This is a genomic window from uncultured Microbacterium sp. (assembly GCF_964244775.1).
In the GTDB taxonomy this organism is placed as follows: Bacteria; Actinomycetota; Actinomycetes; order Actinomycetales; family Microbacteriaceae; genus Microbacterium.
This window is the reverse complement of the sequence record NZ_CAXTJR010000005.1, coordinates 37,654-53,134: the sequence shown is the minus strand read 5'-3', so window position 1 is coordinate 53,134 and position 15,481 is coordinate 37,654. Positions and strand designations below refer to the sequence as shown.

Below are 15,481 nucleotides of genomic sequence, written 5' to 3'. Positions count from 1 at the left end.
TGCCGATTCCGCAAGAACCGCGGAGTTGGATGCCGGTGGGATGCGGCATCCGGAATACCGCCGTCCGTGCGCGAACTAGACTTGACCGGTGACAGAAACGGTCGACGTCGTCCTCATCGGCGGTGGCATCATGAGTGCCACGCTGGGCACCTTCCTCTCCGAACTCCAGCCCGACTGGAAGATCGCCGTCTACGAGCGACTCCACGATGTGGCGCTGGAGAGCTCCAACGCGTGGAACAACGCCGGCACCGGGCACGCGGCGCTCTGCGAGCTGAACTACACGCCCGAGGCGCCGGACGGCACGGTCGACCCGTCCAAGGCGATCTCGATCAACGAGCAGTTCCAGCAGAGCCGCCAGTTCTGGTCGTCGCTCGTGGAGGAGGGCGTGCTGGACGCGCCGTCGACGTTCATCAACTCCACGCCGCACATGACCTTCGTCAAGGGTGAGAAGGATGTCGCGTTCCTCAAGACCCGCTACGAGGCGCTGAAAGATCAGCCGCTGTTCGCCGGCATCGAGTACAGCGAAGACTCCCGCGTCATCAACCAGTGGGCGCCGCTGCTCATGAAGAAGCGCAGGGCGACCGAGCCGTTCGCGGCCACCCGCGTTCCGGCGGGCACCGATGTCGACTTCGGGGCCCTCACGCATCAGCTCTTCGACAACCTGAAGGAGCGCGGAGCAGAGGTCGTGACCAACCGCGAGGTGCGGTCGCTGAAGCGTCAGAAGGACGGCACGTGGCTCATCAAGTGGCGGGGCTCGATCGGCCGCACACCCGGTCAGACGAAGGCGCGGTTCGTGTTCGTCGGGGCCGGCGGCTGGGCGATCAAGCTGCTGCAGAGCTCGGGCATCCCCGAGATCAAGGGCTACGGCGTCTTCCCGATCGGCGGGCAGTGGCTGAAGACCTCCGATCCGGCGCTCGTCGCGCAGCATAAGGCGAAGGTGTATTCGCAGGCATCGGTCGGCGCTCCGCCGATGTCGGTGCCCCACCTCGACACGCGCGTCGTCGACGGCGAGTCGTCGCTGCTGTTCGGCCCGTTCGCCACCTTCAGCCCGAAGTTCCTCAAGAATGGGTCGATGCTCGATCTCGTCGCCCAGGTGCGACCGAGCAACCTGTGGCCGATGCTGAAGGTCGCGATCGACAACCCGTCGCTCATCAGCTACCTCGTGGGGGAGCTGTTGAAGAACCACGAGAAGAAGGTCGAGAGTCTTCGCACCTTCATGCCGACCGCGAAGAGCGAGGACTGGGTGCTGCTCGACGCCGGCCAGCGCGCTCAGGTCATGAAGAAGGATGCGAAGAAGGGCGGCGTGCTGCAGTTCGGCACTGAGGTCGTCACCGCCGAGGACGGCTCGATCGCCGGTCTCCTCGGCGCATCTCCGGGGGCCTCGACCGCGGTGTCGATCATGCTCGGCCTGCTGAAGACATGCTTCCCCGACCGGATCGACGGCTGGGAGCCGCGTCTGCGCGAGCTCATCCCCAGCTACGGCGCGACCCTGAACCCCCGGCCCGAGGTCGCCAAAGAGGTGCTCGGAGAAACCGCCGCCACCCTCGCGCTGACGGCCTGACGCCGGGCGAGCCGCTCATGGCCAAGCTGTACTTCCGCTACGGGGCGATGAACTCCGGCAAGTCGACCTCGCTCCTGCAGGCCGCCTACAACTACGAGGAGCGCGGCCAGCGGGTGCTGCTCACCAAACCCCGCATCGACACCAAGGGCGCTCACCAGATCTCCAGCCGGCTCGGGATGACCCGGCCCGTCGACTTCCTGATCGATGCAGCGGATGACGCACGCGGCCTGTTCGCCGAGTATCAGGCGCGCGTCCGCTACACGCATGACGAGCTGGTGGGCCTCAGCCGCGGTCCTGCGGAGGTCGCATGCCTCCTGGTCGACGAGGCGCAGTTCCTCAGTTCTGACCAGGTGGACGACCTGTTCAAGATCGCCGTACTCGATGACATACCCGTGCTGGCATACGGCATCCGCACCGACTTCCGCACCCAGGCGTTCCCCGGTTCCCGCCGCCTTCTCGAGGTCGCCCACGCCCTCGAAGAGCTCAAGACGATCTGCCGCTGCGGACGCAAGGCGCTCTTCAATGGGCGCCTGATCGACGGCCAGTTCGTGTTCGACGGCGACCAGGTCGCGATCGACGGCCAGGAGGTGACCTACGAGTCGCTCTGCGGCGAATGCTACCTGCGCGAATCGGGCGGGCGGCTGGCCGCGCGCTGAACGGTCGCGTGCTGATCAGGCCGCGCTGATCAGGCCGTGCGGATCAGGCCGTGCGGGGCTGGTCTTCTGTGCGCCGGGGCGGCCACGGCACGAGCATCGACGTGGTGCGCTGGTACTGCGCGTAGGCGGGGTGTCGCCCCGCCGAGATCGACTCGGTGAAGATCGTCGATCCGATGAACAGCACGCTCAGCAGCGCCGCTCCCACGATCGTCCAGTTCAGCGCTCCCCCCCAGACGCCCAGGCCCGACGCGACGGCAGCCGTCGCACCGATCGCGTAGAACGCCCACCACTGCGCCTGCTCGAAGAAGAAGTTGGGGTGCCGGCTATAGCGGAAGAGGCCCGTCGTCACGAACCCGGGCGCCAGGGTGCCGCCTGCGGCCTTCTTGGCCTGATGGAAGTTCCACTGCTGCTGGTCGGCGGTGAACTCGCCGATCAGGAACGCGACGAAGAGCACCGCGAACGCGGCATCCCATCCGTTGATCGCGGCCGGGTTCTGCCAGGCGACGAGCGCCGGCAGCGTGATGAGGACCAGCAGCGCGTTCTGGTAGAGCACGATGAACAGCAGGTTGAAGACCTGGAACTGCCACGGCTTCATCCGCCCGCGCAGGATCGCCCAGCGGTAGTCCTCCATGCCCGTGTATCCGCCCTTGCGGGCGAAGTTGAAGGTCAGGCGCGCACCCCATGCCGTGACGAGAACCGCCATGAGCACGAGCCGGGAGGCGTCTTGGCCCGACCCGATCGCGAAGCCCGCGAAGATCCACACGTAGGCCACCGGCACGACCGACCAGATCCGGTCGACCCACGAGGTGTCTTTCGTGATCAGCGAGGCGATCCAGCAGAATGCGCAGACGACGGCGAAGAGCACGAGAACGACGACGAACGGATCCATGCCCGCCAGCCTACGGCCCTTGCATGGTCAGACCACATGCTCTAGCGTGGTCAGACCACACGTGCCAGAACCGGCCGGAGCTTCGAGGAGGATGCTGTGACCACCGCCGTTGACATTGACACCGACAGCGACATCGCTGTCGACAGTGCAGCCCCTCCTGCTCGCGCCTGGCGGGTAGTGCTCGAGAAGATCGAGACCGACCTTCTCGAGGGCCGCCTCGCACCCGGCGATCGGCTGGCTTCCGAGCGCGACCTGTCGCTGCAGCTCGGCGTCGGCCGCTCCAGCGTGCGCGAGGCGCTGCGGGTCCTCGAGGTCATGGGACTCATCCGCACCGGAACGGGCTCGGGGCCCACTTCCGGCGCGATCATCATCGCGACGCCCACCGGCGGGATGTCGGCACTGCTGCGACTGCAGGTCGCCGCGCACGGCTTCCCGCTCGACGACGTCGTGCGCACCCGTGTGGTGCTGGAATCGGCCGCGATCGAAACCCTCGCAGCCGATCCTGCGCGCTCGACCTCTCCGGCGCACCTAGTGCTCGACGCCATGGACGACGACAGCCTCACCCCCGCCGAGTTCCTGGCGCTCGACGCCCAGCTGCACAGGGCGCTGGCCGAAGCATCCGGAAACGTCGTCATCGCATCGATGATGGCGGGCCTGGGCACCGCGATCGAATCGTACGTGCGGGCCGGCGCCGAACGCATCGAAGACTGGGATGCCACGGCGCAGCGCCTGCGTCACGAGCACCGGGCCATCGTCGCCGCGGTCGACGACGGCCTGCCCGACATCGCGCGCGACCTCGTTCGCGACCACATCACCGGCTACTACGCCGCCGCGGGCCTGGCTCGCGATCTACCCGCCTGAGAAGAGGAACGCCGATGGTCCAGCGTCAGCTGCCCAACCCCGCCGAGCTGCTCGAGCTCATGCGATTCAAGAAGCCCGAACTCGACGGACGCAAGCGCCGCCTCGACGCGGCACTGACGATCGCCGATCTGCGCACGACCGCCAAGCGTCGGACGCCGAAAGCCGCCTTCGACTACACCGACGGCGCTGCCGAGGGCGAACTGTCGCTCGCGCGCGCACGCCAGGCGTTCGAAGACATCGAGTTCCACCCCGGCATCCTCCGCCCAGCGCCCGACGTCGACACGTCGGTGCAGATCCTCGGCGGTCCGAGTGCGCTGCCGTTCGGCATCGCGCCGACCGGCTTCACGCGGCTCATGCAGACCGAGGGCGAGATCGCCGGGGCGTCCGCGGCCGGTGCCGCCGGCATCCCGTTCACGCTGTCGACCCTCGGCACGACCTCCATCGAAGACGTCGAGCGTGCCAATCCGGACGGACGCAACTGGTTCCAGCTGTACGTCATGAAAGATCGCGACATCTCTTACGGGCTCGCCCGGCGTGCGGCGGACGCCGGCTTCGACACGCTCATGTTCACGGTCGACACCCCGGTCGCCGGCGCGCGCCTGCGTGACAAGCGCAACGGGTTCTCGATCCCGCCGCAGCTCACCCTCGGCACGATCATCAACGCGATTCCCCGGCCGTGGTGGTGGTACGACTTCCTGACGACGCCGAAGCTCGAGTTCGCCTCGCTGTCGACGACGGGTGGGACGGTGGGGGAGCTGCTGGATGCCGCGATGGACCCCACCATCAGCTACGACGATCTCGAGGTCATCCGTGCGCTGTGGCCGGGCAAGATCGTGATCAAGGGCGTGCAGAACGTCGAAGACACCAAGAGGCTCGTCGATCTGGGAGTCGACGGAGTGATCCTGTCCAACCACGGCGGCCGGCAGCTGGATCGGGCCCCGATCCCGTTCCACCTGCTTCCGCACGTGGTCCGCGAAGTGGGCGCCGATGCCACGGTCATGATCGACACCGGCATCATGAACGGGGCCGACATCGTGGCGGCTGTGGCACTGGGCGCGAAGTTCACGCTCGTGGGGCGCGCCTACCTGTATGGGCTGATGGCCGGCGGCAGGGAGGGCGTGGATCGGATGATCGCGATCCTGCGGTCCGAGATCGAGCGCACGATGCGCCTTCTCGGCGTCGCCTCGCTCGACGAGCTCGAACCGAAGCACGTCACGCAGCTCGCGCGTCTCGTGCCCGTGGGCGGCGCGAGGGCGTACACCGACGCGGTCGGCTGAGCCCGGCCCGCCCGCCGGTGTCAGCTGACGGGCAGCGTCGGAAGGAGCTCGTCGAGGTACTCGGCGGTCTCGATCCACCCCTGCACTGCGTGGCACCGCACGCCCATGGCGAGCACCGGGTAGTCGTTGCCGTCGGGATCGAGACGGTCGCCGACGAAGAGCATGTCATCGAGCGAGATGCCGGTGACCTCGGCGAGCTTCGTCATGCCGTACGCCTTGTCGATCCCGGCGTGGGTGATGTCCACGGAAGTGGATCCGCCCGAGCGCACTTCGAGGTCGGGGATGCGGACAGCGACCGCTTCGCGCAGCGCGTTCTTGCGCGCGCCGGTCGGGTCCCACGCGATCTTCGCCTCGAGCGGTGCGCGCTGGCCGAGCGCCGAGAAGGTGATCTGCGAGTGTCGATCCTCGAGGATGTCGCCCCACGGCTCCGCCTCCCAGAGGCCCAGTCGGCGGGCCTCCTCTTCCACGGCCGTCAGCGCGCGCTGCTTCTCGTCGTCGGTCAGGCCGTGCGCGTACACGACGGAGAAGCCGGTGCCGTCGAATCGGTAGTACTGGGTTCCGCAGGTCGGCATCAGGTGCACCCGCGAGAGGGCGTCGGGCGCAGCATCCGGAAGGTTCTCGATGACCTGCGCCTGGAACTGGGCGATCTGGCCGCCCGAGATGATCGCCACGTGCACGCGCTCGGCGAGCGCGATGAGCAGGTCGCCGATGCGCGGGTCGATCGCCGATTTGGACGGTGCGAGGGTGTCGTCGAGGTCGAACGCGATGAGGCGGGTCACGGCGTGGGGGGCGGTCTGGGCAGGGATGCTGGTGTGCACGATGCTCCTGTGTCCGGGGGAGGGGGTTTCGACGCGAAAGGCCCCATCCGATCCTTCCGGATTCGTGATGGAGCCCCTCTGCGGTCGGGGTGACAGGATTTGAACCTGCGGCCTCGTCGTCCCGAACGACGCGCGCTACCAAACTGCGCCACACCCCGTGGCAACCCCCCGAGTCTACCCGATCGTGCCGGCTGCGCTGAACCGGGGCGGCGTGCGGGATCACCGGTGCGCGCGCCGCGCGCGTCGACCGAACACCGTCGCCAGGGCCATTCCCAGTGCGACGACGGCAGCTCCTGCTCCCGCCAGCGGGAGGATCGGCATGCTCGAGCCGCCCCCCGTCGCGGCGAGCGTGTCGACGATCGTCGATTCGCGTTCGTCACCGCACGCGCCGCGGTGGATCGTGACCACGGTGCCGTCGTCGCCCCGGTACCGCAGCTCTGCGACCCACTGGACGACCCCCGCCTCGTCGGAGCGTACGTCGGGCGAGACATAGCGTCCGTCGCCGTGCAGGGCTATGGCCGCTGTCTCGGCGATCAGTCGATCCGCGGAGCAGTCCGGCGTCGTGTCGTGGGGATTGCGGTAGGCGAAGAACACGAGCTCCGCCTCGGCATCGGGCGCGAGGCCCGCGACCGTGGCCGTGTCGGTGAACGCCTCGCCGGTCGCGGCGCGTTCGGTCGCCGTGGTGTCCACGGTGGGCGCGGCGACCACGACGGTCTCGTCGGGCAGTCCGCACGCGCCCTCCGCAAGTAGGCGCGCCTCGGTCTCACCGTCGCGCGTGAACCAGAGTCGCTCGATCCAGGTGAAGGTGCCCGCGCTGTGAGGACGCACCTCCGGCGAGGAGTAGTCTCCGGCCGCGGTGACGGCAACCGGCTCGGCTCGCGTGTCGGCGATCAGGTTCTCGGGAGTGCAGGCGGAGGCGGGTGCGCCGGCGTCGACGACACGGTACAGCTCGAAGGTGAGCACCGTGCGGCCGGTGCGTGGCACCGGGCCGGACACTGTGGCGACGTCGGTCAGTCCGCCGCCGAATCCGGTGCTCGCTCCGGCACGGGTCGTCACCGTGGGCAGGGGCGCGTGCGTCGTCTCGCTCTCGAGGCCGCACGCGCCTTCGTGCACGAGCCTTCCCTCCGCATCGACGGCGCGCTCGCGCCAGAAGTAGGTTCCGAAGTCGGGCACGACGGGTGCGGTGACGACGGCCGTTCCGGCTGCGGTGATGTGAACGGGGGCATCGACGCTCGAGAAGACCATGCTCTCGGGCGTGCACGAATCCGCGGGAGCCACTCCGTCGATCGCTCGATACACCGCCGTGGTCAGATTCAGGCCGGAAGAGGGGACGGGGCCGTCCACCACGATCTCGTCGTGCATGCTCGCGCCGACCGCCACGATCGGCTCGGCGCGCGACGTGATCGCGGGCAGCATCATGAGCTGACTCTGCTCGCCGAAGGGCTCGGTCCAGGTGTAGCCGGGTTCGAGCCACCGCTGAGAGTCCGCCGACTGCGACTCGGCGCGGATCTCCCACACCGCGGTGTAGAAGCCGGGGCCCGGCAGCGCCGTCTCCGACTCCACGCGGTACGCAACCGTCGGGCCCGGATCCGGCAAGGTCGTGAGGGCCAGGTGCGCGACCGCTTCGGCGTCGGCGGGAACGGCGCCGAGCACGGGCTCGTTCGCCGTGCGGTACACCGTGCCGGTCGCGGCGATCACGACGTGGCGCCCGTCGGACGATCGCGGCCACACCCCGTGGGCCGCGGCGAACGTCACGTCATCCACGAAGGGTCCGCCCTCGACATACCGGGCGGGCACCTGGGTCGCGATCACCGGAGCGAATGTGGTCACGCGGTCGACAGCATCCTCTCCCGCCACAGTGAACTCGGTCGTGCCGCCCGGTCCTGCGGTGTCCTGGCCGCCGCTGGTGGTGAAGTGCCGCACCGCGGCCAGGTAGCCCCCGTGGAACGTCGCCGCACCGCGCACCCGGAATGCGCCCTGATGCTCGGTGGTGACGATGTCGTACGTCGCACCCGGCTCGGCGCCGTCGCGGCTCGGTGACCCTGAGTCGGCGAACACCGCGCCCTCGAGGGAGAGCGAGCCGCTCACGCCGCCGACATCCGTCACCACGGTGACCGTGCCGCGAGTGTGGTCGGCAGCATCCGTCGTGAACGCGAGCGTGCCCGAGCCGCCGACCGAGCCGGTGCCCGCACCGGTGGCTTCTGCGTAGTACGCGGTCGCGAGCTGCTGCACCGCGGCATTGCTCTCCGGAGCCAGGGCCGAGAAGGTCCAGTTGATCGCGCCCTGCAGCGTATCGCCCGGGTAGCCGAACGCGTGGAGGGTCTCGTTCCAGTCGGCGATCGCCTTGACGGCCCACCCCACGCTCGCGGCCTGCACCGGATCGTCGGTCTGCCCGTACTTGGAGACCAGGAGGTTGATGCCGGTGAGCTGAGTCGGGGTGAGCCCAGCCGCGGATCCGCTCACCCCGTGGTCGGTGCTCTGCCCCGTTGGAGCGGGGAGCCCTGGGCGGATGCAGTACGTGTGCACGCCGTCGATCAGCATCGAGCCGTGCCAGCCGTAGGCCGAGATCGGCGCCCACGTGCCGAAGCCCGAGCCCTGCGACGCGGCCTGCACAGGAGCGAACGTCGCCAGTGCCCCAGCGGCGACGGCGACCACGATGACGAGCGCGGCGACGAGTCGTTTCATACGTTCGATCGTCGAGCGTCACGACACCGGCGACCGGCCGGATCTCAGACTCTGTGGATCGGCCCGATCTATCGCGGGGCTGGGGAGGAGGCGTCAGCGCTGAAAGGTGTCAGCGCGGAAGAAGTGTGAAGAAGGATGCCTCGGGCCGGCACGCGAAGCGCACGGGAGCGTAGATCGAGTGGCCGATGCCGGCGCTGACATTCAGCGGGATTGTGCGGCCGTCGTGCGTCCACTCGCTGAGCCCGCGCGCCTGGCGCAGGGGGATGTCGCAGTTCGCGACGAGGGCCCCGATACCCGGTACCCGCACCTGCCCGCCGTGTGTGTGCCCGCCGAAGATCAGGTCGGCGCCGAGGTCGGTGAACGCGTCCAGCACCCGGCGGTACGGGGCGTGCGTGACGCCGATTCGCAGGTCGGCTTCCGGCAGCGCGGCAACGAGCGGCGGCAGCGACTCGAGGTCGTCCCAGTGGCGGTGGGCGTCGCTGACGCCGAACGCATCGATACGGAGACCATCGGCATCCAGCGCTGTTGCGGAATTGTTGAGATCGCGCCATCCGAGGTCGTCGGTGAGGTACCGGTCGAGCGCGTTGACGTCGAGCGGCTCTTCCTTCGGCCGGGCCTTGGACGGCCCGGTGAAGTACCGCAGTGGATTGCGCGGCGAGGGTGCGGAGTGATCGTTGGAGCCGTGCACGAAGACACCGGGGATGCCGCGGAACGGGTCGAACGCCTCGCGCAGGCCGTCGAGCCCCTGGGCGTGGCCGATGTTGTCACCGGTGTTCACGATCAGATCGGGCTGGAGCTCGGCCAACCCGGCGATCCAGCGCTGCTTGCGGTGCTGCCACGGGGCCATGTGCGCATCCGACACGTGCAGCACGCGCAACGGAGCGGAACCGGGCGGGAGCACGCGGAGGGTGTGGTGCCGGGTCGTGAAGAGGTAGCGCTCGATGCCGATGCCCCATACCGCCGCGCCGACACCGGCCGCCCCCACCACCCCGAGGGTGGTGAGGGCGGCATGGGCGGTGCGTCGCGGCACTACGGGCACGTCTTCGTCGTGTAATTCACGGTGATCGCCGTGTTGCGGTTCGTCAGCGTTCCGGCGGGCGGGTTCGTAGATGTCACGATCTTCTTCCCGTCACCGTTCGCGTCGGCCGTACACGCGCCCGCGGCCGCGCTGCCGAACCCGGCACCGCGCAGATCGGTCAGTGCCTTGTCGACCTCGCGGCCGGTGACATCGGGAACGGATACGCCCTGGCCGTTGCTCGGGCTGAGGGTGACAAGGGTGCCGACCGCAACGCTGCCCGGCCCTGGGCTCTGCGCGGCGACGATGCCTGCGGCGTCGGTCGCGTCGACGGCCGCTCCCTGGGTGACCGAGAAGCCGGCGGCCTCGAGCGTCTTGGTGGCCTGGTCGAGGCTCTGACCGACCACGTTGGGGAGATTGGTGAGCGTCTGACGCGTCAGCGACGAGTCCGGCGGCGGAAAGTCGTCGCCGCCGTACGAGGCGTCCGCGGCCTCCTGAATCCGTGAGGCGATCTCGTAGCGCAGCTGCGACATCTGGGTGCCGTTGTAATACCGGTTGAAGATGTCTCCGTCGCCGTCCGAGTTACCCACCCACGCCGCGGTCGCCACCTTCGTGCTTGACTCGATCATCCAGGTTTGCTTGGACTGATGCGTACCGGTCTTGCCGAGCAAGGGGGTACCGTCGTACGGATTGCCGGGTGAACCGGTGCCGCCGCTGTTCATGACGCCCTGAAGGGCGTACCCCGCGGTCGCAGCGATCTTCGGATCAACGACTTGGGTGCACGTGGTCTGTGGCGGTGCCATCTCGTTGCCGTCCGAGTCGATGACCTTGTCGATTGCCTTCGGTTGGCAGTAGATGCCGTTGTTCGCGATGGTGGCATACGCCCCGGCCATGGCGATCGGTGTGACGTTGTTCGAGCCGATGATCGAGAACTGGTCGTTCATCACGACCGCAGTGTCATCGCCGCGCGTGACGCCCATCTTGGTCGCGACCTTCTGAATGTCGCAGAGATCGAGCTTCTCAGCCATGGCGAAGAAGCCCGAGTTGAGCGAGTCGCGGGTGAACTGCATCGGCGTGCCGACGTAGCCGTTGCCGGAGAAGTTGTTGACCTTGGTATTGTCGGTATTCACCCAGGTGCCGTCGCAGATCTTGAAGCTTTTGAACACCTTATTGACGCCGTTGACCGTCGCGTTGACGGAGTTGCCCTTCTCGAGCCAGTCAACGAGAGTGAAGAGTTTGAAGGTCGATCCGGCTTCGAATCCGGTGGAATCGCCGTACTTCTTGTCTCCGGCGTACACGAGCGAAGAATAGTTGGGGTCGCCCGTGATGCTCTCGCTGAACTTCGTATTCTGCGTGATCGACAGCACCCGGCCCGTTGATGCCTCGATGCTGACGGAGGCCGCTCCGAAGACGCCCGTGTTGGTGTCGACCATTCCCTCGACCGACGTTGGAGTGACCTCGCTCATCGTCGTGACGGCGGTGTTCTGGACGCGCGGATCCAGCGTCGTGTAGATCTTCAGGCCGCCGCGCTGCAGCGTCTTGATCCGGTCGTCATACCCGGCCCCGAAGGCGGGATCGGTCTTGATGATGTTCTTCACGTACTGGCAGAAGTAGGCGTTGCCCTGCGCTGCCTCGCAACCTGTGGTGAGCGGGGTGATGTTGGGTGTGATCGGCGCGATCGCGGCCTCTTGGTACTGCGCCTCAGTGATCTTGCCGTCGCTCAGCATTCGGCTGAGGACGTAGAGCTGGCGGCCCTTGGTTGCGGTGTAGCCGTCGGCCGCAGCGGTGTACTGCTCCTGCGTGATGGTGCCGTCAGCCAACAGGCTGTCGAGGGCGGCGAGCTGGCCGGGGTCGGCCGTCACCGTGCCGTCGGGCGCACCGTTGCTCGCGTTGTCGGTCTGGTCGAGGCGGTAGGTGTTCGGGTTCTGCAGAATGCCGGCGAGCGTGGCTGCCTGTCCGAGGTTCAGATCCTTCGCAGCGGTGCCGAAGTAGTATTTCGCCGCGGCGTCGATGCCGTACGTCTGGCCGCCGAAATTGGCGATGTTGAGGTAGCCGAGCAGGATCTCGTTCTTCGAGTACCGCTGCTCGAGGGCGATCGCGTACCGCATCTCCTGCAGCTTGCGCTGGATGCCGTCGGTGCCGCTGGACTGCGTCGCCTCGTTGAAGCAGGCACCCAGCTCTTCGTCGGTCGCGGCGTTGGACTCGCACCGCTGGATGAGGATGTTCTTGACGTACTGCTGACTTATCGATGAGCCACCCTGGGTCTCTCCGCCGCCCTGCGCGTTGCGGATGAGGGCGCGGCTCGTGCCGATCAGGTCGATGCCGCCGTGCTGGTAGAAGCGCGGGTCTTCGCTGGAGAGAATCGCGTCGTACATGACCGGATTGACCTGGTCGAACTGCACAGGGGAGCGGTTCTGGTCGTAGAACGTCGCGAGCTCGACGTCCGAACCATCGTCAGGGTTTTTGTAGTAGATCGTCGTCGGAAGCATGAGCTTCTCGATGTCGAGCACACTCGGGAGATTGTCGAACATGGTGATCGCACCGGAGGCCGCGGCCCCAGACAGAGCGATGGCAGGCGTGACGGTGGCGGCGATGAGCACACCCGCGACAGCGCTCAAGCCGACGAGGCCGGCGATCCCGCCGAGCACGCCGCTGGCCGTGCGTTTCTTATCAGGCATAGGCTAGATCGTAAGGGAGTTACCTGGGCGAAGCCTTGAGTGGCCTGCCCGTGTGCGGCGTCTTCTCAGAGTCACCCCACGACAGCACGCACAGATCCCCGCACACCGGCCGCCGATAAGAGGAGCACCGATGACGACGTGGGAGTACCTGACCACGCCCCTGCTGATCCACAACACCGCCGCGATCCTCAACAACTGGGGCAAGCAGGGCTGGGAGCTCGTGCAGGTGGTGCCGGGCCCGGAGGGCGGGCTCGTGGCCTACTTCAAGCGCCCCTCGGGTGGCGGCACGTCCAACGCAGGGCTGGATGCTGCGGCCCAGGCCGCCCGCCAGTTCGAGGAGAACTGAGATGACGGTGTCACAGAGGCTTGCCGAGCTCGGCATCCTGCTCCCGCCTGTCGCAGCCCCCGCGGGGGCGTACGTGCCCGCGAAAACCCACGGCGATCTCGTCTACACAGCGGGTCAGCTCCCGTTCACCGCCGGTGCCCTGCCCGCGACGGGCAAGGTCGGCGACGGGCACGGACTCGTTTCCGTCTCTGATGCGAAGGGCTACGCGCGGCAGTCCGCACTCAACGCGATCGCCGCGGCAGCCGACGCGGTCGGCGGCATCGACCGCCTGACCGGTGTCGTCAAGGTCACCGGATTCGTGGCATCCGTCCCCGGGTTCAGCGGTCAGCCCGGAGTGATCAACGGCGCGAGCGAGCTGCTCGGCGAGGTCTTCGGCGACGCCGGTCGCCACGCGCGGTCGGCGGTCGGCGTGGCCGTGCTGCCCCTGGACAGCCCGGTCGAAGTCGAGGTCGTCTTCTCCTACGTGTGATCAGCGCACCTGTGCGGAGATCACCGACATCACGGCCGTGTCGGCGAGCGTGGTCGTGTCGCCGACCTCGCGACCCTCTGCGACGTCGCGGAGCAGCCGCCGCATGATCTTGCCCGAACGCGTCTTGGGGAGCTCCTCGACGATGTACACGTCGCGGGGCCGTGCGATCGGGCCGATCTGCTCGCTGACCCACGCACGCAGCGCCTGCGCCAGGCCGTCGGGGGAGTGCGCGGCCAGGTAGCTCTGCTTGATGATCACGAACGCGGCCACGGCCTGCCCCGTCGTCTCGTCGGAGGCGCCGACCACGGCCGCCTCGGCGACCGCCTCGTTGCCGACGAGCGCCGATTCGATCTCGGCGGTCGACAGCCGGTGCCCCGACACGTTCATCACATCGTCGACGCGGCCGAGCAGCCACACGTCTCCGTCTTCGTCGAGGCGCGCCCCGTCTCCGGCGAAGTAGTAGTTCTGGCTCGCGAACTTCTCCCAGTACGTCTCGACGAAGCGGTCGGGGTCGCCCCAGATCCCGCGCAGCATCGACGGCCAGGGCTCGGTGACGACCAGGAGGCCTCCGTTGCCGTCGCCGACCGGCTCGCCCGACTCGTCGACGACGTCGATCGAGATCCCCGGGACGGGCACCTGGGCGCTACCCGGCTTGGTCTCGGTCACGCCGGGCAGCGCCGAGATCATGATCGCGCCGGTCTCGGTCTGCCACCACGTGTCGACGATCGGGGCCACCTTCCCGCCGATCACCTGGCGGTACCACATCCACGCTTCCGGGTTGATCGGCTCTCCGACCGATCCGAGGAGGCGCAGCGACGACAGATCGAACTTGGCGGGGATCTCGCGTCCCAGCTTCATGAACGAGCGGATCGCGGTGGGGGCGGTGTAGAAGATCGAGACCCCGTACTTCTGGATGATCTCCCACCAGCGGCCGGGATGCGGGGTGTCGGGCGTCCCCTCGTAGACCACCTGCGTCGCGCCGTTGGCGAGGGGGCCGTAGGTGACGTAGGAGTGCCCGGTGATCCAGCCGATGTCGGCGGTGCACCAGAACACGTCGGTCTCGGGGTGGATGTCGTGCACGACCTTGTTCGTGAACATCGCCTGGGTGAGATAGCCGCCGGACGTGTGCAGGATCCCCTTCGGCTTTCCGGTGGTGCCGGAGGTGTACAGGATGAACAGCGGGTTCTCGGCGGGGAAGGCCTGCGCTTCATGATCTTCGGATGCTGCGGGCACGACATCGTGCCACCACAGGTCGCGCCCCTCGGTCCACGCCACGTCGTTGCCGCCCCGCCGCACGACGAGCACGTGCTCGACCGTCTCCTGCACGCCCGAGCCGTTGCGGTCGGCGAGGGCCTGATCGACCGCCGGCTTGAGCGAGGAGACCTTGCCCTTGCGATAGCCGCCGTCGGCGGTGATGACAACCTTCGCGCCGGCGTCATCGATGCGGGATCTCAGGCTGTCGGCCGAGAACCCCCCGAAGACGACGGAATGGATCGCACCGACGCGTGCGACGGCGAGCATCGACGCGATCGCCTCGGGAATCATCGGCAGGTAGATCGCGACGCGGTCGCCCTGCCCGACACCGAACCCCTCCAGCACGTTCGCGACGCGCTTGACCTCTGCGGTCAGCTCGGCATACGTGATGCGGCGCTCGTCGCCGTTCTCGCCCTCCCAGAGGAGCGCGACGCGCTCGCCTGCTCCGGCTTCGACGTGTCGATCGAGGCAGTTGTAGGCGACGTTGAGCTCACCGTCGGCGAACCACTTCGCGAACGGTGGGTTCGACCAGTCCAGCGTCTGAGTGAACGGGGTGTGCCAGTGCAGAAGCTCCGTAGCCTGGTCGCCCCAGAATCCCACCCGGTCGGCGGCCGCCCGCTCGTACAGTTCGGCCGTGCCGACGGCGGCGGCGGCGAACGCTGCCGAAGGCGCGAAGTGTCGCGTCTCGGTCAGGAGGTGGTCGATCTGGCTGCTCATGATGCGGGCTCCTTCGCCGTCGGTCGTGCAGGGTAAATCTATCTGTGGCGCAGGCCGGGTCACCATCTCGACCCGCCCTCGCCACGCTGTCGGGCGCCATGAACGGGGCCTTCGCCGTCCTCCACCGATATATCAGTCGGCGGCCTCCGAACGTGTTTGGAACGTTGCATGAACTTGCGTATGCTTCTCACCGGCCGAACATTCGATTCTGGCATTGCGGCACCGAATCACCCCCCGAAACGGTGTCGCTTGTGG

At 67.9% G+C, this 15,481-nt stretch carries 12 protein-coding genes and 1 tRNA gene; 6 read left to right on the top strand and 7 right to left on the bottom strand.

All coding sequences use genetic code 11. The annotated features are described in order from the left end of the window. Positions 1 to 88: 88 nt before the first annotated feature. Together ACFE6Z_RS10350 and ACFE6Z_RS10345 are read left to right on the top strand one after the other, a co-directional pair. Complete coding sequence (locus ACFE6Z_RS10350) at positions 89 to 1,561, top strand: malate:quinone oxidoreductase (protein WP_375385611.1); 1,473 nt, start codon at positions 89 to 91, stop codon at positions 1,559 to 1,561. Positions 1,562 to 1,578: 17 nt separating this feature from the next. Beyond that, a complete protein-coding gene (locus ACFE6Z_RS10345; protein ID WP_375385610.1) occupies positions 1,579 to 2,217 on the top strand; it encodes a thymidine kinase in 639 nt (212 codons plus the stop codon). A 43-nt stretch (positions 2,218 to 2,260) separates the two neighbouring features. On the opposite strand, the gene ACFE6Z_RS10340 is transcribed toward ACFE6Z_RS10345, so the two are convergent. Beyond that, entirely contained in the window at positions 2,261 to 3,106 is an 846-nt protein-coding gene (locus ACFE6Z_RS10340; protein ID WP_375385609.1) for a DUF1295 domain-containing protein, read from the bottom strand. A gap of 96 nt (positions 3,107 to 3,202) precedes the next feature. Here ACFE6Z_RS10340 and ACFE6Z_RS10335 point away from each other — a divergent pair, with 96 nt between their 5' ends. Continuing rightward, complete coding sequence (locus ACFE6Z_RS10335; RefSeq protein ID WP_375385608.1) at positions 3,203 to 3,967, top strand: FadR/GntR family transcriptional regulator; 765 nt, start codon at positions 3,203 to 3,205, stop codon at positions 3,965 to 3,967. Between the two features lie 14 nt (positions 3,968 to 3,981). Continuing rightward, positions 3,982 to 5,244 carry an alpha-hydroxy-acid oxidizing protein gene (locus tag ACFE6Z_RS10330; protein WP_375385607.1) on the top strand — a complete coding sequence of 421 codons (1,263 nt, stop codon included), beginning with the start codon at positions 3,982 to 3,984 and terminating at the stop codon, positions 5,242 to 5,244. A gap of 20 nt (positions 5,245 to 5,264) precedes the next feature. On the opposite strand, the gene ACFE6Z_RS10325 is transcribed toward ACFE6Z_RS10330, so the two are convergent. The 5 genes from ACFE6Z_RS10325 to ACFE6Z_RS10305 form a co-directional block, all read right to left on the bottom strand. Then, entirely contained in the window at positions 5,265 to 6,062 is a 798-nt protein-coding gene (locus ACFE6Z_RS10325; protein WP_375385606.1) for an HAD-IIB family hydrolase, read from the bottom strand. A gap of 84 nt (positions 6,063 to 6,146) precedes the next feature. Beyond that, a tRNA-Pro gene (locus ACFE6Z_RS10320) sits at positions 6,147 to 6,220 on the bottom strand. Positions 6,221 to 6,281: 61 nt separating this feature from the next. Continuing rightward, positions 6,282 to 8,747 carry a hypothetical protein gene (locus ACFE6Z_RS10315; protein ID WP_375385605.1) on the bottom strand — a complete coding sequence of 822 codons (2,466 nt, stop codon included), beginning with the start codon at positions 8,745 to 8,747 and terminating at the stop codon, positions 6,282 to 6,284. A 109-nt stretch (positions 8,748 to 8,856) separates the two neighbouring features. After that, positions 8,857 to 9,777, bottom strand: coding sequence for a metallophosphoesterase (locus ACFE6Z_RS10310; RefSeq protein ID WP_375385604.1), 921 nt, complete (start codon positions 9,775 to 9,777; stop codon positions 8,857 to 8,859). Then, the gene (locus tag ACFE6Z_RS10305) at positions 9,777 to 12,440 is read right to left on the bottom strand and encodes a transglycosylase domain-containing protein (RefSeq protein WP_375385603.1); all 2,664 of its coding nucleotides are present in this window, start codon (positions 12,438 to 12,440) and stop codon (positions 9,777 to 9,779) included. The genes ACFE6Z_RS10310 and ACFE6Z_RS10305 overlap by 1 nt, the downstream gene beginning before the upstream one ends. 130 nt (positions 12,441 to 12,570) lie before the next feature. Here ACFE6Z_RS10305 and ACFE6Z_RS10300 point away from each other — a divergent pair, with 130 nt between their 5' ends. Together ACFE6Z_RS10300 and ACFE6Z_RS10295 are read left to right on the top strand one after the other, a co-directional pair. Beyond that, positions 12,571 to 12,786, top strand: coding sequence for a hypothetical protein (locus ACFE6Z_RS10300; RefSeq protein WP_375385602.1), 216 nt, complete (start codon positions 12,571 to 12,573; stop codon positions 12,784 to 12,786). A 1-nt stretch (position 12,787) separates the two neighbouring features. Next, positions 12,788 to 13,255 carry a RidA family protein gene (locus tag ACFE6Z_RS10295; RefSeq protein WP_375385601.1) on the top strand — a complete coding sequence of 156 codons (468 nt, stop codon included), beginning with the start codon at positions 12,788 to 12,790 and terminating at the stop codon, positions 13,253 to 13,255. On the opposite strand, the gene acs is transcribed toward ACFE6Z_RS10295, so the two are convergent. Further along, positions 13,256 to 15,226, bottom strand: coding sequence for an acetate--CoA ligase (gene acs / locus ACFE6Z_RS10290; protein WP_375385600.1), 1,971 nt, complete (start codon positions 15,224 to 15,226; stop codon positions 13,256 to 13,258). Positions 15,227 to 15,481: the final 255 nt, after the last annotated feature.